The sequence below is a fragment of the Mycobacterium sp. genome (genome assembly GCF_047975165.1).
Classification (GTDB): domain Bacteria; phylum Actinomycetota; class Actinomycetes; order Mycobacteriales; family Mycobacteriaceae; genus Mycobacterium.
Genome location: NZ_JBKECZ010000004.1, coordinates 1 through 23,312, shown reverse-complemented (window position 1 = coordinate 23,312; position 23,312 = coordinate 1). Strand labels below are relative to the sequence as shown.

The 23,312-nt window shown below is 68.4% G+C and carries 22 protein-coding genes and 2 pseudogenes; 7 read left to right on the top strand and 17 right to left on the bottom strand.

From position 1 onward, the window contains the following. Positions 1 to 67 precede the first annotated feature (67 nt). Entirely contained in the window at positions 68 to 460 is a 393-nt protein-coding gene (locus ACK5M9_RS00185) for a hypothetical protein (RefSeq protein WP_416891196.1), read from the top strand. Here the strand turns inward: ACK5M9_RS00185 and ACK5M9_RS00180 are convergent. Then, positions 457 to 1,467, bottom strand: coding sequence for a 3-isopropylmalate dehydrogenase (locus ACK5M9_RS00180; protein WP_416891195.1), 1,011 nt, complete (start codon positions 1,465 to 1,467; stop codon positions 457 to 459). The genes ACK5M9_RS00185 and ACK5M9_RS00180 overlap by 4 nt on opposite strands. A gap of 49 nt (positions 1,468 to 1,516) precedes the next feature. Next, complete coding sequence (serA, locus tag ACK5M9_RS00175; protein ID WP_416891194.1) at positions 1,517 to 3,103, bottom strand: phosphoglycerate dehydrogenase; 1,587 nt, start codon at positions 3,101 to 3,103, stop codon at positions 1,517 to 1,519. A 144-nt stretch (positions 3,104 to 3,247) separates the two neighbouring features. Between serA and ACK5M9_RS00170 the strand changes: the two genes are divergently transcribed. Then, positions 3,248 to 4,678 carry a phytoene desaturase family protein gene (locus tag ACK5M9_RS00170; protein ID WP_416891193.1) on the top strand — a complete coding sequence of 477 codons (1,431 nt, stop codon included), beginning with the start codon at positions 3,248 to 3,250 and terminating at the stop codon, positions 4,676 to 4,678. Between the two features lie 211 nt (positions 4,679 to 4,889). Here ACK5M9_RS00170 and ACK5M9_RS00165 read toward each other — a convergent pair whose 3' ends face one another. Together ACK5M9_RS00165 and ACK5M9_RS00160 are read right to left on the bottom strand one after the other, a co-directional pair. Further along, positions 4,890 to 5,318 (bottom strand): type II toxin-antitoxin system VapC family toxin, encoded by a 429-nt coding sequence (locus ACK5M9_RS00165; RefSeq protein ID WP_416891192.1) that lies wholly within the window; start codon positions 5,316 to 5,318, stop codon positions 4,890 to 4,892. Continuing rightward, a complete protein-coding gene (locus ACK5M9_RS00160) occupies positions 5,302 to 5,535 on the bottom strand; it encodes an AbrB/MazE/SpoVT family DNA-binding domain-containing protein (RefSeq protein WP_416891191.1) in 234 nt (77 codons plus the stop codon). The genes ACK5M9_RS00165 and ACK5M9_RS00160 overlap by 17 nt, the downstream gene beginning before the upstream one ends. 161 nt (positions 5,536 to 5,696) lie before the next feature. Between ACK5M9_RS00160 and ACK5M9_RS00155 the strand changes: the two genes are divergently transcribed. Continuing rightward, positions 5,697 to 8,309 carry an SEC-C metal-binding domain-containing protein gene (locus tag ACK5M9_RS00155; protein WP_416891190.1) on the top strand — a complete coding sequence of 871 codons (2,613 nt, stop codon included), beginning with the start codon at positions 5,697 to 5,699 and terminating at the stop codon, positions 8,307 to 8,309. A gap of 157 nt (positions 8,310 to 8,466) precedes the next feature. On the opposite strand, the gene ACK5M9_RS00150 is transcribed toward ACK5M9_RS00155, so the two are convergent. Next, the gene (locus ACK5M9_RS00150) at positions 8,467 to 8,862 is read right to left on the bottom strand and encodes an ArsI/CadI family heavy metal resistance metalloenzyme (RefSeq protein WP_416891189.1); all 396 of its coding nucleotides are present in this window, start codon (positions 8,860 to 8,862) and stop codon (positions 8,467 to 8,469) included. Between the two features lie 101 nt (positions 8,863 to 8,963). On the opposite strand from ACK5M9_RS00150, the gene ACK5M9_RS00145 reads away from it, so the two are divergent. Continuing rightward, entirely contained in the window at positions 8,964 to 9,335 is a 372-nt protein-coding gene (locus ACK5M9_RS00145; RefSeq protein WP_416891188.1) for an Rv2640c family ArsR-like transcriptional regulator, read from the top strand. A gap of 142 nt (positions 9,336 to 9,477) precedes the next feature. On the opposite strand, the gene ACK5M9_RS00140 is transcribed toward ACK5M9_RS00145, so the two are convergent. From ACK5M9_RS00140 to ACK5M9_RS00115, 6 genes are all read right to left on the bottom strand, one after another. Beyond that, the gene (locus ACK5M9_RS00140; protein ID WP_416891187.1) at positions 9,478 to 10,140 is read right to left on the bottom strand and encodes a nucleotidyl transferase AbiEii/AbiGii toxin family protein; all 663 of its coding nucleotides are present in this window, start codon (positions 10,138 to 10,140) and stop codon (positions 9,478 to 9,480) included. 28 nt (positions 10,141 to 10,168) lie between these two features. Next, on the bottom strand, positions 10,169 to 10,648 hold the full coding sequence (locus ACK5M9_RS00135) for a helix-turn-helix domain-containing protein (protein ID WP_416891186.1): 480 nt from the start codon (positions 10,646 to 10,648) through the stop codon (positions 10,169 to 10,171). A 135-nt stretch (positions 10,649 to 10,783) separates the two neighbouring features. Continuing rightward, the gene (locus tag ACK5M9_RS00130) at positions 10,784 to 10,909 is read right to left on the bottom strand and encodes a hypothetical protein (protein ID WP_416891185.1); all 126 of its coding nucleotides are present in this window, start codon (positions 10,907 to 10,909) and stop codon (positions 10,784 to 10,786) included. A 338-nt stretch (positions 10,910 to 11,247) separates the two neighbouring features. Then, the gene (gene ilvC / locus ACK5M9_RS00125; RefSeq protein WP_416891219.1) at positions 11,248 to 12,249 is read right to left on the bottom strand and encodes a ketol-acid reductoisomerase; all 1,002 of its coding nucleotides are present in this window, start codon (positions 12,247 to 12,249) and stop codon (positions 11,248 to 11,250) included. Positions 12,250 to 12,315: 66 nt separating this feature from the next. Beyond that, on the bottom strand, positions 12,316 to 12,831 hold the full coding sequence (gene ilvN, locus ACK5M9_RS00120; protein WP_416891184.1) for an acetolactate synthase small subunit: 516 nt from the start codon (positions 12,829 to 12,831) through the stop codon (positions 12,316 to 12,318). Continuing rightward, the gene (locus tag ACK5M9_RS00115; RefSeq protein WP_416891183.1) at positions 12,831 to 14,690 is read right to left on the bottom strand and encodes an acetolactate synthase large subunit; all 1,860 of its coding nucleotides are present in this window, start codon (positions 14,688 to 14,690) and stop codon (positions 12,831 to 12,833) included. The genes ilvN and ACK5M9_RS00115 overlap by 1 nt, the downstream gene beginning before the upstream one ends. A 685-nt stretch (positions 14,691 to 15,375) precedes the next feature. Between ACK5M9_RS00115 and ACK5M9_RS00110 the strand changes: the two genes are divergently transcribed. After that, entirely contained in the window at positions 15,376 to 15,762 is a 387-nt protein-coding gene (locus ACK5M9_RS00110) for a PH domain-containing protein (RefSeq protein ID WP_416891182.1), read from the top strand. Between the two features lie 55 nt (positions 15,763 to 15,817). On the opposite strand, the gene ACK5M9_RS00105 is transcribed toward ACK5M9_RS00110, so the two are convergent. After that, positions 15,818 to 16,660 carry a DoxX family protein gene (locus ACK5M9_RS00105; RefSeq protein ID WP_416891181.1) on the bottom strand — a complete coding sequence of 281 codons (843 nt, stop codon included), beginning with the start codon at positions 16,658 to 16,660 and terminating at the stop codon, positions 15,818 to 15,820. Between the two features lie 219 nt (positions 16,661 to 16,879). Between ACK5M9_RS00105 and ACK5M9_RS00100 the strand changes: the two genes are divergently transcribed. Further along, positions 16,880 to 18,001: a PQQ-dependent sugar dehydrogenase gene (locus tag ACK5M9_RS00100; RefSeq protein ID WP_416891180.1), complete on the top strand. Its 1,122-nt coding sequence runs from the start codon at positions 16,880 to 16,882 to the stop codon at positions 17,999 to 18,001. A 97-nt stretch (positions 18,002 to 18,098) separates the two neighbouring features. On the opposite strand, the gene ACK5M9_RS00095 is transcribed toward ACK5M9_RS00100, so the two are convergent. From ACK5M9_RS00095 to gatC, 5 genes and pseudogenes are all read right to left on the bottom strand, one after another. Next, entirely contained in the window at positions 18,099 to 18,710 is a 612-nt protein-coding gene (locus ACK5M9_RS00095; protein WP_416891179.1) for a flavin reductase family protein, read from the bottom strand. A gap of 17 nt (positions 18,711 to 18,727) precedes the next feature. Then, entirely contained in the window at positions 18,728 to 20,236 is a 1,509-nt protein-coding gene (gene gatB / locus ACK5M9_RS00090; RefSeq protein ID WP_416891178.1) for an Asp-tRNA(Asn)/Glu-tRNA(Gln) amidotransferase subunit GatB, read from the bottom strand. A gap of 52 nt (positions 20,237 to 20,288) precedes the next feature. Next, positions 20,289 to 21,320: pseudogene (locus ACK5M9_RS00085) on the bottom strand (ATP-dependent 6-phosphofructokinase). Between the two features lie 49 nt (positions 21,321 to 21,369). Further along, positions 21,370 to 22,854 (bottom strand): Asp-tRNA(Asn)/Glu-tRNA(Gln) amidotransferase subunit GatA, encoded by a 1,485-nt coding sequence (gene gatA / locus ACK5M9_RS00080; RefSeq protein ID WP_416891177.1) that lies wholly within the window; start codon positions 22,852 to 22,854, stop codon positions 21,370 to 21,372. After that, on the bottom strand, positions 22,851 to 23,150 hold the full coding sequence (gene gatC / locus ACK5M9_RS00075; protein ID WP_416891176.1) for an Asp-tRNA(Asn)/Glu-tRNA(Gln) amidotransferase subunit GatC: 300 nt from the start codon (positions 23,148 to 23,150) through the stop codon (positions 22,851 to 22,853). The genes gatA and gatC overlap by 4 nt, the downstream gene beginning before the upstream one ends. 63 nt (positions 23,151 to 23,213) lie before the next feature. Here gatC and ACK5M9_RS00070 point away from each other — a divergent pair. After that, positions 23,214 to 23,312: pseudogene (locus ACK5M9_RS00070) on the top strand (amino acid-binding protein); the annotation flags it as partial.

Below are 23,312 nucleotides of genomic sequence, written 5' to 3'. Positions count from 1 at the left end.
GCCGGGCGACAATGCGGGCCGGAACCGCCCGAGGAGGAGCCCGGCAATCCAACCCAGCCGGGCGACAATGCGGGCCGGAACCGCCCGAGGAGGAGCCCGGCAATCCAACCCAGCCGGGCGACAATGCGGGCCGGAACCGCCCGAGGAATTGGTCAGCCTCTACCGCGGATCGTCGGTGCTGTCGCGGATACACGCCGCATCCGCGTTGCTGATGATGCCGCAAACCGTGACCCCGACCTTCATGCTGGTGTGGCTGATCAACCGCCACCACTGGTCACTGGCGGCGACCGGTGTTCTGGTGACCGTCTCGCAACTGATCGGCGCGGTTGGACGCATTCTGGTGGGACGCTGGTCGGATCACGGCGGCCTATCCGCTGGCGTGGGCCTTGTGCGCGCTGTTCCCGCTGGCCGCGGCACCGTTGGCGCTATCGCGGCTGCTACCGCCGGGGCTGGAAGCTAGAGCGCAGCGGCGATCCGCTCGCCGACAACAGCGGTGGGATGCCGTTCGGTCCCTCGAGTTGCCAGGTAGGCCTCGACCGCCCGATCCACCCGGGCAGCCTCCTCGTCCCGACCGAGATGGGCCAGCAGCAAACCCACCGACATGATCGCGGCCGTCGGATCGGCGATGCTCTGGCCGGCGATGTCGGGTGCGCTGCCGTGCACCGGTTCGAACATCGACGGGTTGGCCCGGGTCGCGTCGATATTGCCGCTGGCGGCCAAGCCGATGCCGCCGCAGACCGCCCCGGCCAGGTCGGTGATGATGTCGCCGAACAGGTTGTCGGTGACGATCACGTCGAACCGGCCGGGATCGGTGACCATGAAGATGGTGGCCGCGTCGACGTGCAGATAGGCCACCTCGACGTCCGGATAGTTTTCGCCGACCTCCTGGACCGTCCGCAACCACAGTCCCCCGGCAAACGTCAGCACGTTCGTCTTGTGCACCAGGGTGAGGTGCTTGCGGCGTTTGCGCGCGCGCTCGAAGGCATCGGTGACCACCCGTCGCACCCCGAAGGCGGTGTTGACGCTGACTTCAGTGGCCACTTCGTTCGGGGTGCCGACGCGGATCGCGCCGCCGTTTCCGGTATAGGGGCCCTCGGTGCCTTCGCGCACCACGACGAAGTCGATGGTGGGTTCGCCGGCCAGCGGGCTCGCCACGCCGGGGTAGAGCCGGCCGGGCCGCAGGTTGATGTGGTGGTCGAGTTCGAAGCGCATCCGCAACAGCAGGCCGCGTTCGAGGACCCCGCTGGGCACCGACGGGTCGCCGATCGCGCCGAGCAGGATGGCGTCGTGTTCGCGCAGTTCGGGCACCACCGAGTCCGGCAGCACCTCGCCGGTGGCGTGGAACCGGCGGGCGCCGAGGTCGTATTCGGTCTTCTCGACGCCCGGGTGGACAATGTCGAGGACGTTGAGGGCCTCGGCGATCACCTCGGGGCCGATGCCATCGCCGGCGATGACGGCGAGTTTCATGTGCGCCGCACTCCGCTGTCGGCGCGCTGAACATCGGCGGTGCGCATCATCACGAAAAATCGACCACTTCGAGCTTGTTGGCGCCCACCGCCGCGGTGATGGCCGAGCGCACGTCGTCGGGGACGTCCCGATCCACGCGCAGCAGGATCGTCGCCCCCGGGCCCGCGGTGTCCTCGGAGAGCTGTGCGGCCTGGATGTTGACGCCCGCCGCGCCCAGCAGGGTGCCGATCTTGCCCAGGGCTCCGGGCTGGTCGGCGTAGTTGGCGACGAGGTTGATGCCTTGGGCCCGCAGGTCGAAGCTGCGCCCGTTGACCTGCACGATCTTCTCGACCAGTTGCGGGCCGGAAAGCGTCCCGGCGACGGTGACGGCGGAACCGTCCGCACCGACGGCCCGCACCTCCAGGACACTGCGGTGGTTGGGGCTCTCGGATGCCTTGCCGATCTCGGCGGTGACGCCGCGGTCGGCGGCCAGGGCCGGGGCGTTGACGAACGTCACGGTGTCTTCGATGACGGCCGAGAACAGACCCCGCAGCGCCGAGAGTTTGAGCACCTCAACGTCTTCGGCGGCCAGTTCGCCGCGGACCTGCACAGCCACCGAGACCGGCAGTTCCTCGGACAGGGCGGCCGCGAGCACGCCGAGCTTGCGGGCCAGATCCAGCCAGGGCGCCACCTCTTCGCTGACCGTCCCGCCGCCGACGTTGACCGCGTCGGGAACGAATTCGCCGGCCAGCGCCAGCCGGACGCTTTCGGCGACATCGGTGCCGGCCCGGTCCTGGGCCTCGGCGGTCGACGCCCCGAGGTGCGGTGTCGCGACCACCTGCGGCAGGTCGAACAGCGGGCTGTCGGTGCAGGGTTCGCTGGCGAACACGTCGAGACCGGCGGCGCGCACGTGGCCGCCGGTGATCGCCTCGGCCAGCGCGGCTTCGTCGACCAGTCCGCCGCGGGCGGCGTTGACGATGATGACGCCCGGCTTGGTTTTGGCCAGTGCCTCTTTTCCGATCAGGCCGGCTGTCTCGGAGGTCTTGGGCAGGTGGACGGAGATGAAGTCGGCGCGGGCGAGCAGGTCGTCCAGCGGGAGCAGTTCGATGCCGAGCTGGGCGGCGCGGGCCGAGGAGACGTAGGGGTCGTAGGCCACGATGTGGGCGCCGAATGCGGCGATCCGCTGGGCGACGAGCTGGCCGATGCGGCCCAGCCCGACGACGCCGGCGGTCTTGCCGACGATTTCGGTGCCGGAGAACGAGGATCGCTTCCAGGTGTGTTCGCGCAGGGTGGCGTCGGCGGCCGGGATCTGGCGGGCAGCGGCCAGCAGCAGCGCCAGGGCGTGCTCGGCGGCGCTGTGGATGTTGGACGTCGGGGCGTTGACCACCAGGACGCCGCGGGCGGTGGCAGCGTCGACGTCGACGTTGTCCAGCCCGACGCCGGCGCGGGCGACGATCTTGAGCTTGGGGGCGACCGCCAGCACCTCGGCGTCCACGGTGGTGGCCGAGCGCACCAGCAGGGCGTCGGCTTCGGGCACCGCGGCCAGCAGTTTCTCCCGGTCGGGGCCGTCGACCCAGCGCACCTCGACCTGGTCTCCCAGGGCTGCGACGGTCGATTGGGCGAGTTTGTCGGCGATCAGTACAACAGGCAAAGTCACGCGGCTAGCGTAGTCGGCGGTCGCGAGGCCGTCCCAGACGGGCGAAGCGGGCCGACGACCATCGAGGCGCGCCGGCGGTCGCGAGGCCGTCCCAGACGGGCGAAGCGGGCGGCGCGCACAGGCCCGGTCGGCTTTAATCGGAGCATGGACGTCACCGTCGTGGGCAGCGGACCCAACGGGCTGGCCGCGGCGGTCATCTGTGCCCGCGCGGGCCTGCGGGTGCAGGTCGTCGAAGCCCAACCCACTTTCGGCGGCGGGGCACGGACCCTGCCGGATATCGAGTTCCCCGGGGTTTCGCACGATGTGTGCTCGGCGGTGCATCCGCTGGCGCTGGCTTCCCCGTTTTTCCGCGAGTTCGATCTGTTCGCGCGGGGGGTGGAATTCGGCGCGCCGGAGATCGCCTATGCCAACCCGCTGCCGAACCGGCCGGCGGCGGTCGCCTACCGGGATTTGGAGCGCACCTGCGCGGAGCTCGACGACGGCGGGTCGTGGCGACGGCTGCTGGGCCCGTTGGCGGCCAGATCCGAGACCGTGGTGGATTTCGTACTGGGCGACAAACGTTCGGCACCGGATTCGCTGATCGTCCCGGTGCGGCTGGGGCTGCGGATGCTCGCCCAGGGCACCGGGCTATGGGGGATGCTGCGCGGTGACGACGCCCGTGCCTTGTTCACCGGTGTTGCGGCGCACGCGATCACACCGTTGCCGTCACTGCCGTCGGCGGGCGCGGGTTTGATGTTGGCGACGCTGGCGCATGCGGTCGGCTGGCCGATTCCGATTGGTGGCACGGGAGCGATTTCCCAGGCGTTGATCGCCGATCTGCGCACCCACGGTGGTGCGTTGACCACCGGCACGGAGGTTACCGATCCGCCCGAGGGCGTCGTCGTCTTCGACACCGCACCCACGACACTGCTGGACGTCTACCGCGACTCGATTCCCACCCGATACGCAAACGCTCTGCGCCGGTATACCTTTGGGTCCGGGGTGGCGAAGGTCGACTTTGTGCTCAGCGACGATATTCCGTGGGCCGACCCGCGCTTGCGTCAGGCGCCGACGCTGCATCTGGGCGGTTCCCGCGCCCAGATGGCGCGGGCCGAAGCCGATATCGCCGCCGGACGGCACGCGCAGTGGCCGATGGTGCTGGCATCGGTTCCACACCTCGCCGACCCGGGACGCATTGACGACGCGGGCCGGCGCCCGTTCTGGACGTACGCCCATGTGCCGGCGGGTTCGATGCTCGACGCGACCGAGGCGGTGACGGCCGTGGTGGAGCGGTTCGCACCCGGCTTCCGCGACGTCGTGCTGGCGGCCCGCGCGGTGCCGGCGGCACGGATGGCCGGACACAACGCCAACTATGTGGGCGGGGATATCAGCGTCGGCGGGAATTCGCTGTGGCGGGCGATTGTCGGCCCTACCCCGGGGTTGAACCCTTGGGCCACACCGATTCCCGGGGTGTACCTGTGTTCGGCGGCCACCCCGCCGGGGGCCGGGGTGCACGGGATGGCGGGGTACTACGCGGCCCGGGCGTTGCTCAAGCGGGAGTTCGGGATCGTCGAGGTGCCCAGCCTGGCACCGTGACCAGGCTCGCTGTCGCTTCCACAGCGGGTCGTGCCATGCCGGTTGGGGATAGGGGTTCGAGCCTGCCGTGCTCGCGAGCGTAACGCCAGAGCGAAATCCGGAGCGCGAAAACGCAACCACGTTACGCTCGCGAAAGTCCGTAGCGCAGCGGCGGCCGAGGTCGAGCCTGGCGTAGGCCACGAATATCGACCTGCCCCGGGGACGATCATCACTAATTCGGCTGCAGCAGCAGGTAATCGACGCCGAGGGTACGGTAGGTCGATTCGGCCCGCCGGTCACAGGAAACGAGCGGGAGCTGGTGCTTTCGGGCTGCCGCACCCACCAGACCGTCGTAGACGGCGCCGCCGGCCAAACCGGCTGCGGCAAACTCGGCCAACAGGCCCCAGGTGTCGGCCGCGAACAGCGCGCGTGAGTGGGGAAAGTTCGTCTGCACCAATCGAAGTGCCGCATCGGGGCCCAGCCGGTATGGCGGTGGCAGACGGGTCAGGACAGAGAACAGTTCCACCGCGGCGTGCCCGGCCAGCCCGCGCCGGCATTTCAACAGCCTCTCCTTGGCCGCGCGATGAAACGGACTCTCGCGCTGCACCAGGGCAAGCGCCGCACTGGTGTCGACCAGAACGTGCTCAGCGTTGGTCGGCAAACCGCAACTCTCTGATCGTGTCGCCGTCGAGTTCCGGCCCGCCACCCGGCAGGAGCAGCAGCCCGTCCTCTTCGACGAGGTGGTCGGCTGCCACACTTTCGATTCTGATCGCTGCGCCGTCGAGGGATATCTCCACTTCGCCCGCAAGGATGCCGGACTGTTCGCGAAGCGCCTTGGGAATTACCACACGGCCGGCCCTGTCGATGGTAGTGCGCATGCCATGAATTTACCATTTAATTGGTATTGCATCTGGTACGCCATAAACCCTCTGCGGCCGACACCTCGCCGCCGCGTAGGGTCACCGGAATATCTGACGCCTCCGCTCCGAACGAGCGCATCGCTACCGCACTGCGACAGGTCCTCGCAACTCACGGCGCAATGACCCACGACGCCCTGACCAGTGCGCTGCTCGCCGATGGAGTCGATCTGGGCCCCGAACCCGAAGACACCGTCGCCGAGGTTCTCAACTACAGCGGCGAGCTTTTCCTGCCGCTGTCCGATCACCGGTGGGCCTGGATTCCGGGGCTGCTTCGGGGAAGGATCTTCACCCACCGCCTCAGCGCGCTGGAGGCAGCCCACGACGTCGTCGAATTGGGCGAGGATCTAGGACCGGTGGCGATGCTCACCGAAGGCGAGACCTACCAGCAGCTCAGTGACGGCTCACCGATCTCCGAGGCGTGGCCGTTCGAACACGGCCACCGAGACGGCGACGTGCTGGCCGCACGCGGGGTACCCGCGGCAGAGCTCGACGACAACACCGCGTTGTTGGTGCTGCCGGCCGGCCGGTTTGCCGCGCTGGGTGTCGCCGAAGACGATCTGGTCGGATTGCGGGTGACCGCGGACGGGTTCGAGCTCGCCGCGATCCCCCAGACGGCACCGTGCGATGTCGGCGCCAAGCTGGCCGGCTTGCTGGACTCCGAGCCCGATCGGCCCGAGATGCTCGATATGGCGGTGTGGACGGTGTGCGCCGACGACGACGGTCTCTTTCGTGACGCGGCGGTACCGCTGGTTGAGCTGCTGACCGCTAGCGGGCTGGCCCGCGACGGCGACTGGATAGCCCGCAGCGGATTCGATTTCGCCGCGTGGCGGGTAGCGGGCCGGGTCGAGCGGATCGAGGACCGCTACAACCTTGGCAAGGACGAAGCCCTGGCCGTGCTGGCAACGGTTCACCTCTACGAGCAAACCCTCGCCATTGTCGAGACGGCGATGGCCGCCCAGGACGACGGCGACACCCAAGCGTTCGCCGACATCGTCTCCCAGCTGGCACCGCCGCCGGAGCAGCAACAACAGCGCCAACCGAACCGCGACAGCTCGCAGGAGCCCGGCAGCGGCCGCAAGACGGTTCGGATGGCCATGGAGTTGCTGGCTGAACCCGCCGTGGCGGCCGCCGTGCTGGCCGAGTCGGGCGCATCCCAGGATGACCGGCAGGCTGCCGTCGCGTTGGGTGTGTTTGCCGAGTCCGGTGAGTCGCTGGCGCCGCCGGCGGCGCGCCCGGCGCTTCGGTGGCTGCGGGCCATGGCCCACGAGCGGCTCGGGGATATCGAAGAAGCCGAGGCGAATTTGCTGGCTTCGGAGTCGCTGGATCCTTCGTGGCCGCTGACGCTGATGGCGTTGGCCCGCTATGCCAGTGACCGTGGCGACGCCGAGCGGGGATTGTCGCTGCTGCGCCGGGCCGGGGTGCCGGCCGATCACTACCTGGTGGAGGTGCTGAGCGACTTCCTGCCGGTACCGCGCCGGGATCTTGGCCGCAATGACCGTTGCTGGTGCGGCTCGGGCCGCAAATACAAGGTGTGTCACCTCAACCGCGAGGAGCTGCCACTGGAGGAGCGGGCCGCCTGGCTGTATCAGAAGGCCAGCGGCACCCTGCGCGACGAAGGCCCCTTCCTCGACATGGTCATCGAAGCCGCCCAGGCCAGGGCTCGCCATTGGGACTCGCGCGCCGCACTCGCCCATGCCCTCGAAGACGGTCTGGCCGGTGACGCTGTGCTGTTCGAGGGCGGGGCGTTCGAGGACTTCGTCAACGTTCGCGGCCCACTGCTGCCCGCCGACGAACTGTTGCTGGCCCAACAATGGCTGCTGGTGGAACGTTCGGTCTACGAGGTACTCGAGGTGAAACATGGGCAGGGATTCACGGTGCGCGACACGCGCACCGGCGACATCCACGAAGTCCGCGAGCGGGCCGGAAGCACCCAGGTACAGACCGGCCAGTTCTACTGTGCCCGGGTTGTGCCGGCCGGCGAGACGATGCAGATCTTCGGCGGAATCGAGCCGCTGTCGCTCAGCGAACGTGACTCGTTGATCGCGCTGCTCGATGGCGATCCCGGCCCGGTCGAGCTCGTCGAGGCGCTGTCGGCGCGATTCGCCCCGCCGGAGTTGCGCAACACCGAGGGCGAGCCGTTGATAATGTGCAATGCCACTCTGCGGGTTGCCGACCCGGCCGCGCTGGCGCTGTCCCTCGACGGCGCCTACGAGCGCCAAGACGACCATCCCGGCGACGCCCCGGTGTGGTTCGAGCACGTCGTCACCCATGGGGTGCAACGCATTCGGGCGAATCTCGAACTTCACGACGACCACCTGCACGTGCACGCCAACAGCGTGGCCCGTTTCGATCGCGTGCTGGCCGCCGTGCGCGCCATGGACCCGTCGGCAACACTGCTGGAGGAAACCCGCGAGCCCGCCGGCGACATCAAGGCCATCCAACAGCTCGCCGCCGGACAGCCGCCCGCACCGGCTCAAACCCTCGACCCGGCCCTGGATCCGGCCCTGGATTCGACGATCGCCGCGGCGCTGGATCAGATGACCCGTCAGCACGAGAAAGCCTGGCTTGACGAGGCGCTGCCCGCGCTGGCCGGCCACACACCGCGCCAATGCGCCGACGACCCGAGCCGGCGCCCCGACCTGATCCGGCTGCTCGACTCGTTCCCCGAGGACGACGGCCGGCCCGGCACCATGAGCCCGGCACGGCTGCGCGCCGCGCTCGGGCTGGATTGAGCGGGCCCGCGTAACGCAGCCCGGTTCCTGCGTGCCCGACTCCTGCGCGCCCGACGCTACGTGCCGGCTGGCTGCGCGCCCGGCTCCTGCGTGCCCGACGCTGCCTGCCCGCCGCCGTGCACCCGACGCTACGTACCGGCCGGCTGCGCGCCCAACGCTACGCGCCCGGCTCCTGCGCACCGAAGGTCTCCGAGTCGGCCAGCACCGTGTAGACCTCCCACCTCTCCCCGGCCGGTCCGGTCACCCACACTTTGTCCTGGGCGGCGAAGCAGCACGTCGTTCCCAGTTCCTCTTCGGTGAACAGCCGCGTGCCGGCGAGCCGGGCGATCTCGGCGTGCACGGTCTCGCTGGAGTCGACCTCGACTCCGAGGTGGTTGAGAGTGCCACCCGCACCAGGGTTTTCCAGCAACACCAGCTTCAGCGGCGGATCGGCGATGGCGAAGTTCGCATACCCGGGCTTCACCTTGGCCGGGGCGGTGTTGAACAGCACGGAATAGAACGCCACCGCGGCGTCGAGGTCGTCGACGTTGAGGGCGAGTTGAACACGGGACATGAGCGACCTCCATCGCTACTGAGATATATGTCGAACTAGTGCACCGGCACCTACCCTGCCACCTTTTTGATATATGTCAATATCTGTGACAGAGTGCGTTCATGCCCAAAGCGCTGCCTGTGATCGACATGTCCGCGCCGGTGTGCTGCACCCCGGTGGCCGCCGGGCCGATAAGCGACCGGGACGCCCTCGAGGTCGCCCTGCGACTCAAGGCGATCGCCGACCCGGTGCGGGTCAAGATCGTGTCGCTACTGTTCAGCGCACTACCCGGCGCACAGACCGGCGGAAGCCTTGCCGCCACGCTCGATCTCACCGAATCCACCGTCAGCCACCACCTGAGCCAACTGCGCAAGGCAGGGCTCGTCGTCTCCGACCGGCGCGGCATGAACGTGTTCCACCGCGTCAAACCCGATGCGCTGCAGGCGTTGTGCCGGGTACTCGACCCGAACTGCTGCCCCACCCCGTCCCGCTGACCCCGCGCCAGTGGGGCACGCTCCCCCCGCCGACTCTGCACCACTGGGGCAATCTCCCCCGCTGACTCTGCACCCAGGGCGCAAAAGTGCGAGTGGGCCGCGCCCTGAGCGCAGAGTGAAATTCCCTGCGGACGCCAGAGTTTCACCTACGCTGCGGACGTAGACGTTTGATGCGATCCCACAGCAGCGCCTTGGGTGTGTCGTGCATCCACAACGCACGCAGGCAGTCTTCCAGCCGGTGCGGGTTGTCACGCAGATGGCCGATGGCACTCTCAAGGTCGCCAACCACAGCGGACCGGTATGCGGACTCCGCCTTGGCGATTGCTCGTCGCAACAGCGATTGCTCCGGCACCATCATCGCGAGATCGATGATGTCGCGGTTGAACACCGAAGGGTCGGCCCATCGATCAGAGTTGGCCAGAAGTTTGGTCGATGCCATATCGAGGGCGGTCAACGTCGCGACCCCGCAGATGCTGTCACCGGACCCGGGCTCCTCCAATTCGATCCGGGCCTCGCGGATGATCTCGAACTTGATCGGTTCTCCGTCGACGTCAAGCACCGTCCTGATTCCATACTGATCGGTGGTGACCGGGCGCAGAGTCGCGATCGGGCGCTTGGCCAGGGCGTTGAAACCCTCCGGCCCCCGTAGCCGCTCGCGAATCGCGGCATACCCGGGCCCGTCGGAAACGAGCAGGTCAATATCCTGAGACTCGCGGTACTCGGCGTAGCGCAGTGTCATCGCGGTTCCTCCCCCGAAATAGCACTTCGAGGTGGCCAGAAGGCCGGCGTCGAGCGCTTCCAGCACTCCGGCTATTCGCCTGTGGTGGGCCCGATCAAACAAGAAGGACTCCCGCGCCGTATCTGTCGGCCAGCCGCTCTACGAGTGCGCGTTCGGCGTCGCTCATCGCTTCGCGGTCCACATGGCGCCAGTTGCGTTCGTACATCCGCAGCGCGTCGGCACCGGGAAGTTCGGTAGCGGCACCCAGCTGCCATGCGATGGCCTGTAGCTGCGGGTAGTCACCCACGCGAACGTTGTTCTCCGAAGCGTCGCCGCGCGACTGCCCGCGCCGAGGCCGCGGCATGGTGAGCGCCAGCCCCAGCCCCAATGCGGCCGCGGCATTCATGTAGGCCCCGATCGTCACCGACGGTGAGCCGGACTCGATGCGATGCAGTGTCACTCGGGACATCCCGGCTGCTTCGGCGGTGGTCACCGCGCTGATACCGAGTTCTTTGCGCCGCCGGCGAAGCTCGTCGCCGATATTAGTCAGTGCACCGGTTGTCCACTCGCTGGTGTCGGGACTACGTGCTGGCATGTATCTCATTATAGACAAACCGACCGGGCATCGGGGGTCGGGGTCGAAGGCGCCGGTGAGGCGAAATACAGCGCAGATCGGCCCCACTCATCGGGCCGGAAAGGCGCCGACGCGCGACGCCTGGCACCCATTTCCTCAGAGCGAATCGATGATCCGCTCGAAAAACAGTTCCCGCGCACCGAAATACCGGCCGGGGAAGTACCGGGCGACGACTCCCTCCAGCTGCGTCTCATTCGAGACGCCCAGGATCCGACTCAGCACCACGGCGTCATCGACATCGGCCTCGCCCTGGCCTGGCCTGGCCTGGCCTGGCCTGGCGGATAACCCTCGCCTTCATCGCAAGAACGAACTCCGGCGAGGCGATGCTCATCGCCGGCGCGGAGCCGACCTGCTGCCCAACCCCTTCCCCGCTGACTCTGAACCATTGGCGCAAAAGTGCGAGAGGACTGCGCCCTGAGCACAGACTCAACGCCACGACCGGCGCCCTGGATCACCCGGCGCGCCGAATAGCCACGACCGGCGCCCTGGATCACCCGGCGCACCGACTAGCCACCACCCCCGGCGGGCTCGCGGACGGCCAGCCCCGAAACGCCCAGACGCTACGCGGTTTCGGTGATTGGCCGGTCCACCCAGCTCATCAGATCGCGCAGCTTCTTGCCGGTGACCTCGATGGGGTGCTCGGCGTTCTCCTTGCGCAGCGCCTCGAGTTGCTTGTTGCCGCCCTCGACGTTGGCGACCAGCTTCTTGGTGAACTCACCGCTCTGAATGTCGCGCAGGATCGCGCGCATGCGTTCCTTGGTGTCGGCGTCGATCACCCGCGGCCCCGACAGGTAGCCGCCGAATTCCGCGGTGTCGGACACCGAGTAGTTCATCCGCGCGATGCCGCCTTCGTACATCAGGTCGACGATCAGCTTGAGTTCGTGCAGCACCTCGAAGTAGGCCATCTCCGGCGGGTAGCCGGCCTCGACCATGACGTCGAAGCCCGTCTTCACCAATTCCTCTGTGCCGCCGCACAACACGGCCTGCTCACCGAACAGGTCCGTCTCGGTCTCGTCCTTGAAGGTGGTCTTGATGACGCCCGCGCGGGTACCGCCGATAGCCTTGGCGTAGGACAGCGCCAGCGCCTCGCCGTTGCCGGTCGGGTCCTGCTCGACGGCGATCAGGCACGGCACACCCTTGCCGTCGACGAACTGGCGGCGCACCAGGTGCCCGGGGCCCTTCGGGGCGACCATCGCGACGGTGACGTCGGCGGGCGGCTTGATCAGGCCGAAGTGGATGTTGAGGCCGTGGCCGAAGAACAGTGCGTCACCGGCGTTGAGGTTGGGTTCGATGTCGCCGGTGAAGATCTGGGCCTGGGCGGTGTCCGGGGCCAGCAGCATGATCACGTCGGCCCACTTGGCCACTTCGGCCGGGGTGTCGACGGTCAGGCCCTGCTCCTCGACCTTCTCCCGCGACTTTGACCCCTCCTTCAGCCCGACGCGCACCTCCACACCGGAGTCGCGCAGGCTCAACGAGTGCGCGTGCCCCTGGCTGCCGTAGCCGATCACACCGACCTTGCGGCCCTGGATGATCGACAGGTCGGCCTCGTCGTCGTAGAACATCTGTAAAGCCTGCGATGGCACTGCTGTTTCTCCTTCGTGTTTTCCTGCTGGACAGCGTTTGCGAACTTACTTGGCGGTCCCGATGATGCGCGATCCGCGCGCCGTCGACACCACCCCGGACTTGACGATCTCCTTGATGCCGAACGGCTCCAGCAACCGCAGCAGCGCTTCGAGCTTGCCGTGGTTGCCGGTGGCCTCGACGATCAACGAATCCGTAGATACGTCAATAATGTTGGCACGGAACAAACTTGCGGCTTCGATCACCTGGCTTCGGGTTCCGGCGTCGGCCCGCACCTTGATCAGCGCCAACTCCCGCGACACCGCGTTGTTGTCGTCCTGCTCGACGATCTTGATCACGTTGATGAGCTTGTTGAGCTGCTTGGTGATCTGCTCCAGCGGCGTCTGGTCGGCGGAGACCACGATGGTCATCCGAGACATGTCCTTCTGTTCGGTGGCGCCCACCGCCAGCGACTGAATGTTGAAGCCCCGCCGGGAGAACAGCGCCGCCACCCGGGCGAGCACACCGGGGGTGTCCTCGACCAGCACCGACAGCGTGTGCGTCTTGGGCGTATCGGTGAGCATCAGGCGTGCCCCTCGCTGACGTCGCCGAACAGCGGACGAATGCCGCGCGCGGCCTCGATCTCGTCGTTGCTGGTGCCTGCGGCGACCATCGGCCAGACCTGTGCGTCGGCGCCGACGATGAAGTCGATGACCACCGGACGATCATTGATCTCCCGCGCGCGGTTGATCACGTCTACCACGTCTTCAGCACGCTCACAACGCATTCCGACACATCCCAGCGCCTCGGACAGCTTGACGAAGTCCGGGATCCGGTGCGAGTGCGTCGCCAGATCGGTTTGCGAATACCGCTCACCGTAGAACAGGGTCTGCCACTGGCGCACCATACCCAGATTGCCGTTGTTGATCAGCGCCACCTTGATCGGGATGCCCTCGATGGCGCAGGTGGCCAGTTCCTGGTTGGTCATCTGGAAGCAGCCGTCGCCGTCGATCGCCCACACCTCGGTGTCCGGCAGCGCCATCTTGGCGCCCATGGCCGCCGGGATGGCGAACCCCATGGTGCCCAGGCCACCGGAATTCAGCCAGGTGCACGGCTTTTCGTACTTGATGAACTGCGCGGCCCACATCTGGTGCTGGCCGACACCGGCGGCGTAGATCGCGTCCGGCCCGGCCAGCTCGCCCAGCTTCTCGATCACGTACTCGGGGCTGAGGCTGCCGTCGCTCTGCGGCCCGTAGCTCAGCGGGTAGGTGTCGCGGGTCTGTTCCAGATACGCCAGCCAGTCGGCCAGGTCGATGTTGCCCGGGACGTCGTAGTGGCGCAGCATCGCGATCAACTCGGTGATGACGTTGCGGACATCGCCGACGATCGGCACGTCGGCATGCCGGTTCTTGCCGATCTCCGCCGGATCGATGTCGGCGTGGATGACCTTGGCCTCCGGGGCGAACGAGTCGAGCTTTCCGGTGACCCGGTCGTCGAAGCGGGTGCCGAGCGCGATCAGCAGATCACTGCGCTGCAGGGCGGCCACCGCGGCCACCGAGCCGTGCATGCCGGGCATGCCGAAGTGCTGGCGATGACTGTCGGGGAAGGCCCCGCGCGCCATCAGCGTGGTGACCACCGGGATGCCGGTCAACTCGGCCAACTCCAGCAACCGCTCGGTGGCCTGACCGCGAATGACGCCGCCGCCGACGTAGAGCACCGGCTTGCGGGCGGCCGCGATCAGCTTGGCGGCCTCAGCGATCTTGCGACTGTGCGGCTTGGTGGTCGGCTTGTAGCCGGGCAGTTCCATGCGCGGCGGCCAGCTGAACGTGCACGGGCCCTGCAGCAGGTCCTTGGGGATGTCGACCAGCACCGCACCCGGGCGTCCGGAGGCGGCGATGTGGAACGCTTCGGCGATCACCCGCGGGATCTCGTCACCGGTGCGCACCAGGAAGTTGTGTTTGGTAATCGGCATCGTGATGCCGGAGATGTCGGCCTCCTGGAAGGCGTCGGTGCCGATCAGTTGGCGCCCCACCTGCCCGGTGATGGCCACCACCGGGATCGAGTCCATCTGGGCGTCGGCCAGCGGCGTCACCAGGTTGGTGGCCCCGGGGCCCGAGGTGGCCATGCACACCCCGACCTTGCCGGTGGCGTGCGCATAGCCGCTGGCGGCATGCCCGGCGCCCTGCTCATGGCGGACCAGGACGTGGCGCAGCTTCTGCGAGTCGAACAGCGGGTCGTACACCGGCAGCACGGCGCCACCCGGGATGCCGAACACCACCTCTACGTCGAGTGCCTCGAGCGCCAGAATTACCGCCTGCGCACCGGTGACCTGTTGCGGTGCAATCTTTTTCGACGATGCCGACGACGCCGACGACGCGGACGTGCCGGTGGTCGCGTCACGGCGCTGCTGCGTCGACGACTGGGGCTTGGTCGGTGCGCTCACGGGTTCCTCTCAGGTGTTCTCAGCCCTGGGCAAGAAAAAACCCCCGTCAGCTCAGCTGCTGTACGAGGGCCGCGTTGGTGCTCGATGGCTAGTCAGGCACCAACGCGCCGACTAATTACTACGAGCAATCCAGGGTTCATAGCGTCCGACGGTAGCCTTCGCACTGCTCAGCCGTCAAATCCGGCGCCGGCGCCCGCTCCACCCGCCGCGCCCGACGGCGGCGTGTGTGGCACCTCCGGGAACCCACCCCCGTCGAGCGTGACACCACCGGGATCCCACCCCCGTCGAGCGTGACACCTCCGGGAACCCACCCCCGTCGAGCGTGACACCACAGTCACGATCGCCACCGAGGGCGACTGTACGCACACACTCGACGAGAAGGGGTGGGCGGCGCGACTGTGCGGACACACTCGACGAGAAGGGGTGGGCGGCGCGACTGTGCGGACACACTCGGCGAGAAGGGGTGGGCGGCCACCGCGGCCGACCGCGGCGTGTGTGGCGCCTCCGGGAACCCACCCCCGTCGAGCGTGACACCACGGCCACGATCGCCACCGAGGGCGACTGTGCGGACACACTCGGCGAGGGGGGGCGGCCGGCCGCGGGCGGGAAGCCCGAGCCGCGGGCGGGAAGCCCGAGCCGCGGGCGGGAAGCCCGAGCCGCGGGGCGGGGGTGCGATGATGCCTGGGTGGCTACCACCTCACCCGTCGTCATCAAGCTGTCGCCAATGGCGCACTTCGCCGTGGGATTCCTGACGCTGTGCATGCTGGCTCCGGTCCTGGCCTGGCCGCCGAGCGCGCCGGTGCTGGTCATCCCGGTGCTGCTGTCGGCCGCGATCATCCGGTTGCGGACCATCGCCGACGACCGGGGGGTCCAGGTCCGCACACTGCTGGGCGCCAAGTCGGCAAACTGGGACGACATCGAGGGTTTACTGTTCCACCGCGGATCCTGGGCGCGCGCGAAACTCAAGAACGATGAGGAACTGCGCCTGCCGGCAGTAACGTTTGCGACGCTGCCGAGGCTGACCGAAGCCAGTGCCGGGCGGGTCCCCAACCCCTACCGGGCCCAGCGGTGATCGCGAGCGCAGCGGAGTCGGGCGAAGCGGGTCGCCGCGGGGATGCAGGCCCCGCTCAGCCCACCGGATTGACGCCGTTGAGCAGCACCCACAGCGCAACACCCGCGGCGATACCGGCCAGCAGGGTGATGAACGACCCGATGAACGGCCGGGTGGCCCAGTTGCGGTTGACGTCCAGTCCGTAGCGGCCGGGACCGACCAGAATGACCGCGACGGCCATCACGATCAGGCTGAGCTGGTACTCATACCCGTCGGGAAGGAAGTAGGCCAGCCTGCTGGCGGGCGGCCTCGCCGCGGCACCGGCAAGCAACCCGTTGATCAGGAACGCCAGCGCTCCCGCCGCCGCGATCGGCGTGAACAGGCCCAGCACCAACAGCGCTCCCGCGGCGATCTCGCCACCCGAGCCGACGTACGCCAACAGGTCCGCGTGCTGGTAGCCGACCTCGGACAGCGAGTCCCTGAAGCCGTCCAGGCCCGGTCCGCCCCACCACCCGAACAGCTTCCGCAGTCCGTTCATGATGAGCACCGCACCCAGTCCGATTCGCAGAATCAGCAGGCCCAGGTTCTGGGTGCCCCGCCGACCGGTAACCGGCATCCGGTCGTCGTCGTCGCCGAAGTCGACGACCGCCGGGCCTGCCGGGATGTGCCGCGCGGGTTGGTGCGGCTGCACGTACGGCAACGGCTCCTGAGGATCGAGCATGTGGTAGCCGGCCGCACCGGTATTGGCGTCATGGGCCGGGATGACGGTGGTGGTTCCGGCGGTACTGAAGTCGGCTGCGTAGCCGGCCGGGCTCAAGTCGTCTTCGGGGTCGACCAGGCTGGCCGACGCAGGGCGTGCCGGGGTTGTGCCGGGGGCATCCTCCGGCCGCTGCCACAGTGAGTCATTCGAACTGGTCACACATGCCAGAGTAAGGGCATTCGCGGCTGAATCGGGGATTTGAGCGGTGCTTTTGCCGGGCAAATCCGCGGGTTTGCCCTGCTGGCGCCTCAAGCCACCCCGCCCCCGGACCCGGGAGCCCGCAACGCACCGCTCGATCCGGCCGGGTAGCGGAGCCTCGACTCGCCCTGCCGGGCGCCGTGTGGCGTCCCCCGAGGCAAGTTCCGTAGCCTGTGGGTCATGCGGATGAGGGGGTTGGCGCAACGCGGGTTCGCCGCACTGTGCGCGGCGGTGCTGGTGTCGAGCGGCTGCGCCCGGTTCAACGACGCCAGATCGCAGCCCTTCACCACCGAACCCGAACTCTCGCCGCAGTCCAGTTCGGCACCTCCCCCGCCACCGCCGCTGCCGGCGACCCCGTTCCCCAAGGAGTGCCCGGCGCCGGGGGTGATGCAGGGCTGCCTGGAGAGCACGAGCGGGCTGATCATGGGCACCGACAGCAAGACCGCGCTGGTCGCCGAGCGCCAGACGGGTGCGGTCAAGCAGATTTCGGTCAGCGCCGAACCCAAGGTGAAGTTCATGATTCCGGTCGATCCGGCCGGCGACGGCGGCCTGATGGACATCGTGCTTTCGCCGACGTTCTCGCAGGATCGGCTGATGTACGCCTACGTCAGCACGCCAAGCGACAACCGGGTGATCCGGATCGCCGAAGGTGACGTGCCCAAGGACATCCTGACCGGAATTCCCAAGGGGACTATCGGCAACACCGGCGCGCTGATCTTCACCAGCCCCACCACGCTGGTGGTGCTGACCGGCGACGCCGGCAAACCCGAACTGGCCGCGGACCCGAAATCACTGGCCGGCAAGGTGCTGCGCATCGAGCAGCCCACCACCGTCGACCAGGCGGCGCCGACGACGGCACTGTCGGGCATCGGCTCCGGCGGCGGCCTGTGCATCGACCCGCTCGACGGCTCGTTGTACGTCGCCGACCGCACCCCCACCGCGGACCGGCTGCAGCGCATCACCAAGGACTCCGAGGTCTCCACGGTGTGGACTTGGCCGGACAAGCCGGGTGTGGCCGGCTGCGCGGCGATGGACGCAACGGTGCTGGTAAACCTCGTCAACACCAAGCAAACGGTGGCGGTGCGGCTTGATCCGAAGACCGGTTCGGTCACCGGCGAGCCCGATGTCGTCCGCAAGGACACCCACGCCCACGCCTGGGCGCTGCAGATGTCACCGGACGGCAACGTCTGGGGTGCGACGGTGAACAAGACGGCCGGCGATGCCGAAAAACTTGACGACGTGGTCTTTCCACTGTTCCCGCAGGGCGGCGGGTTTCCGCGCAACAACGCCGACAAGACCTGAGATTTGACCGGTGCCCCGCGCCCAACCCCGAGACCCAGCCTCCGCCACCCCCAGACCCGGCCCCCGGCGACCCCGGCGCCCCCGGCCAGCCGGAGGCCTACGGCACGTCGAGGGTGAACCTCATGGCGGTCCGATCGGTCGCCGCCGGGCGCCCCGCCTGGTAGAGCCGCTGTTGCTGCTCCTCCTGGTTGCGGCCGTTGCCGATGTCCTCGTCGAGATCGGACAGGTACAGCAGATCCTCGACAGCCTCGGACGCCCAGGCGGCGACCGGCTCCAGCAGGTAGGCGGCATGATCGCCGACCGCGCTTCGGCTCGCTATCCGGCCGACGAACCAGCCTGCCGCGTCGTCGAGAATCGGCAACTCCCCCGGCCCGCCGCGCCAGGCGCAGTGCGCGAACGCCGCACTCCCATCCGCGTTGTGCCGGATGAACAGCTCGGCCAGCACCTTGCACCGCTGCGGCAGCACCTGCACCGCCATGTACTCGGCTGTGACGCCGACCTCGTTCATCGGGTGGTCCAGCGGAAAGCCCACCATGAAGCTGGGCGGCTGCACGCTGGTTTGGGTGGCAAAGGCCACCGGACACCCCGCCGGCTTGCCGTCGACCTGGGCGGTCAGCACGAACACCGGCGTATCCAGCATCAGCATCAGGTCATCGAACGGGTTCACGGTCATCCCCCCATGATGGCTGCTCGAAACGGATTGTGACACTCATTCTCCGCCGAACCTCAGCCCTGCCCGCAGGCGGCCAGCACGAGTTCCCGCACCCGCGCGGCATCGGCCTGGCCTCGAGTGGCCTTCATCACCGCACCCACGATCGCACCGGCCGCGGCGACCTTGCCGCCCCGGATCTTCTCTGCCACATCGGGGTTGGCGGCCAGCGCCTCGTCGACCGCGGCCTGGGTGACCGAGTCGTCGCGCACCAGTTCCAGGCCTCGCGCCGTCATCACCTGCGCGGGTTCGCCTTCCCCGGCCAGTACGCCCTCGACGACCTCGCGGGCCAGCTTGTTGGACAGTTTGCCCTGGTCGACCAGGGCGATCACCGCAGCCACCTGGGCCGGGGTGATGGCGAGTTCGTCCAGCCCTACACCGGACTCGTTGGCCTTCTGCACCAGGAAATTTCCCCACCAGGACCGTGCCTCTTTGCTGGCCGCGCCGTGTTCCACTGTCCGCGAGACCAATTCGACCGCGCCCGCGTTGACCAGGTCACGCATCACCTCGTCGGAGATTCCCCACTGCTGCTGAATCCGCTTGCGGCTCAACCAGGGCAGCTCCGGGATGGTGTGACGCAGTTGTTCGACCAGCTCCCGGCTGGGCGCGACTGGCTCGAGGTCGGGCTCGGGGAAATACCGGTAGTCCTCGGCGGTCTCCTTCACCCGGCCCGGGCTGGTGTGGCCGGCCTCGTGAAAGTGCCTGGTCTCCTGCAGGATGTCCCCGCCGGCCACCAGCACGGCGGCCTGGCGCCGCATTTCGTACCGGACGGCGACTTCGACGCTCTTGAGCGAGTTGACGTTCTTGGTCTCGGTGCGGGTGCCGAATTCCGCCGCGCCCCGCGGCTTGAGCGACACGTTGGCGTCGCAGCGCATCGACCCCTGGTCCATCCGGACGTCGGAGACATCCAGCGAACGCAGCAGATCGCGCAGCGCGGTGACGTAGGCGCGGGCGATCTGCGGGGCCCGGTCACCGGCCCCCTCAATGGGTTTGGTGACGATCTCGATCAGCGGCACTCCGGCACGGTTGTAGTCGATCAGCGAGGTGGTGGCACCGTGGATCCGGCCGGTCTCGCTGCCGATGTGGGTGAGCTTGCCGGTGTCCTCCTCCATGTGGGCGCGCTCGATCTCCACCCGCCAGGTGGTGCCGTCCTCCAACGGCGCCTCCAGGTAGCCGTTGACGGCGATCGGCTCGTCGTACTGCGAGATCTGGTAGTTCTTCGGCATGTCGGGGTAGAAGTAGTTCTTCCGGGCGAACCGGCACCACGGAACGATCTCGCAGTTCAGCGCCAACCCGATGCGGATCGCCGATTCGACGGCGGCCTTATTGACCACCGGCAGCGACCCCGGCAGACCCAGGCACACCGGGCAGACCTGGGTGTTGGGTTCGCCGCCGAACGTGGTAGCGCAGCCGCAGAACATCTTGGTGGTGGTGGACAACTCGACGTGGACTTCCAGGCCGAGCACGGGGTCGAAACGTTCGATGACCTCGTCGTATTCCAGCAGGTCAGCACTCGCAACCGTCATGGGGATCGATCCTATCGGTGGTCCCGCACGCCGCGGGCAGCCGGCAAGAGCGTCAGCCGAAGAAGGCGGCCGCGTCGTCGTAGCGACTCTCCGGCACCAGCTTAAGCTGGCGCACCGCGTCGGCCAGCGGGACCCGCCCGATTTCCGTGCCGCGCAGCGACACCATCCGCCCGTACTCGCCCGCGTGCGCCGCATCGGCGGCATTGACGCCGAACCGGGTGGCCAACACCCGGTCGTAGGCCGTCGGGGAACCGCCGCGCTGCACATGCCCCAGTACGGTCACCCGGACGTCCTTGTTGATGCGCTTCTCCACTTCGGCCCCCAGTTGGGCGGCCACCCCGGTGAACTTCTCGTGGCCGAACTCATCGAGCCCGCCCTCGCGCTACTCGATGGAACCGGCGAGGGGTTTGGCCCCCTCGGCGACCACGCAGATGAAATGGGAGGCGCCGCGCTGGAAGCGGCGTTTGACCAGCCGGCACACCTCCTCGACGTCGAACGGCTGCTCGGGGATCAGCGTCATGTGCGCACCGGCCGCCAGACCGGCGTTGAGCGCGATCCAGCCGGCGTGACGGCCCATCACCTCGACCAGCATCACCCGCTGGTGGGATTCGGCGGTGCTGTGCAGCCGGTCGATCGCATCGGTGGCGACCATCAGCGCGGTGTCGTGACCGAATGTCACATCGGTGCAGTCGATGTCGTTGTCGATGGTCTTGGGCACCCCGACCACCGGGACATTCTCCTCGGAGAGCCAGTGCGCGGCGGTCAGCGTGCCCTCCCCGCCGATGGGGATGAGCACGTCGATGCCGTTGTCGTCGAGAGTCTCCTTGATCTGGTCCAGCCCGGCCCGCAGCTTGTCGGGGTGCACTCGCGCCGTACCCAGGATCGTGCCGCCCTTTGCCAGCAGGCGGTCGTTGCGGTCGTCGTTGTGCAGTTGCGTTCGCCGGTTTTCCAGCAGTCCGCGCCAGCCGTCCAGGAATCCGACCACCGACGAGCTGTATCGGGCGTCGCACGTGCGCACTACGGCCCGAATTACCGCATTGAGGCCGGGGCAGTCTCCGCCGCCGGTGAGAACTCCGATCCGCATGACCCTATCTTGCCCTGCAGCCGTCCCCGAGGCAGAGCGCGGTCGGAATTCAGACGGCGGACGGCAGTTGCCCGCGTGCGGCTTCGTAGGCCGCGCCCACCCGGTAGAGCCGGTCGTCGGCCAGCGCCGGAGCCATGATCTGCAGCCCGACCGGCAGCCCGTCGTCCGGGGACAGTCCGGACGGCACCGACATGCCGCAGTGGCCGGCCAGGTTCAGCGGCAGGGTGCACAGGTCGAACAGGTACATCGCCAGCGGATCGTCGACCTTCTCGCCGAGGGCGAACGCGGTGGTCGGGGTCGCCGGCGACACCAGCACGTCGACCGACCGATACGCCTGCTCCAGGTCGCCGGCGATCAGGGTGCGCACCTTCTGCGCCTGGTTGTAGTAGGCGTCGTAGTAGCCGGCCGAGAGCGCGTAGGTGCCGATCATGATGCGGCGCTTGACCTCCGGGCCGAAGCCGGCGGCCCGGGTCATGCCCATGACCTCCTCGGCGCTGTGGGTGCCGTCGTCGCCGACGCGCAGCCCGTAGCGCATCGCGTCGAAGCGGGCCAGGTTCGACGACACCTCCGACGGAAGAATGAGGTAATAGGCGGGCAGCGCGTAGTCGAAGTGCGGGCAGTCGACCTCGCTGACCTGCGCGCCCAGCCCCCTGAGCTGAGCGACGGCGGCTTCGAACGAGGCCAGCACGCCGGGCTGGTAGCCCTCGCCGCTGTGCAGCTGGCGAACCACGCCGACCCGGACACCGGCGAGGTCGCCGGCCGCACCCGTCCTGGCGGCGCCGACGACGTCGGGTACGGCCGCGTCGATCGAGGTGGAGTCGCGGGGGTCGTGGCCGGCGATCACCTGGTGCAGCAGCGCGGTGTCCAGGACCGTTCGCGCGCACGGCCCGCCCTGGTCGAGCGACGACGCGCACGCCACCAGCCCGTAGCGGGAGACGGTGCCGTAGGTGGGTTTGACGCCGACGGTCGCGGTCAACGCGGCGGGCTGGCGGATGGAGCCGCCGGTGTCGGAGCCGATGGCCAGCGGCGCCTGGAAGGCCGCCAGCGCGGCGGCACTGCCGCCACCGGAGCCGCCGGGCACCCGCTCGACATTCCACGGGTTGCGGGTCGGGCCGTAGGCGGAGTTCTCCGTCGAGGACCCCATGGCGAACTCGTCCATGTTGGTCTTGCCCAGGATCGGGATGCCGGCCGCACGCAGCCGCGCGGTGAGGGTGGCATCGTAGGGCGAACGCCAGCCCTCCAGGATTTTCGAGCCGCAGGTGGTGGGCATGTCGACGGTGGTGAACACGTCCTTGAGCGCCAGCGGCACCCCGGCCAGCGCCGACGGCAGCGGCTCACCGGCGGCCACCGACTTGTCGACGGCATCCGCGGCGGCCAGCGCCTGATCGGCGGCCACGTGCAGGAACGCCCCGTAGCGGTTGTCGGTCGCGGCGATCTGGTCCAGGCAGGCCCGGGTGATCTCGGCCGACGACAGCTCTTTCGCGGCGATCTTGGCGGCCATGGTCGCCGCGTCGAGCCGGATGATATCGGTCACTGGCTCTCCCCGAGGATCTGGGGGACGGCGAACCGGTGGTCGACGGCTTCGGGTGCCGCGGCCAGGGCCTCCCGCTGGGTCAGGGACGGCCGCGTCTGGTCCGCGCGCATGATGTTCACATCCTTGAGCGGGTTGTCGGTGCCTTCGACGCCGGTGACGTCGACGGCCTGGATCTGGCTGACATGGCTCAGGATGGCGTCGAGTTGACCGGCGAAGGAGTCCAGCTCGGTCTCGGTCAAGGCAAGGCGGGCCAGGCGGGCCAGGTGGGCCACCTCGTCGCGGGAGATCTGTGACACGAGCGAAAAGCCTAGCGTCCGGCCGAAATGCCGCCCGGGCCGCACTGTGCAACAGTGATGAGCGTGCCTTCCTATCTGTTGCGCATCGAGTTGATCGACCGGCCAGGCAGCCTGGGGTCGCTCGCGGTCGCGCTCGGCTCGGTGGGCGCCGACATCCTGTCG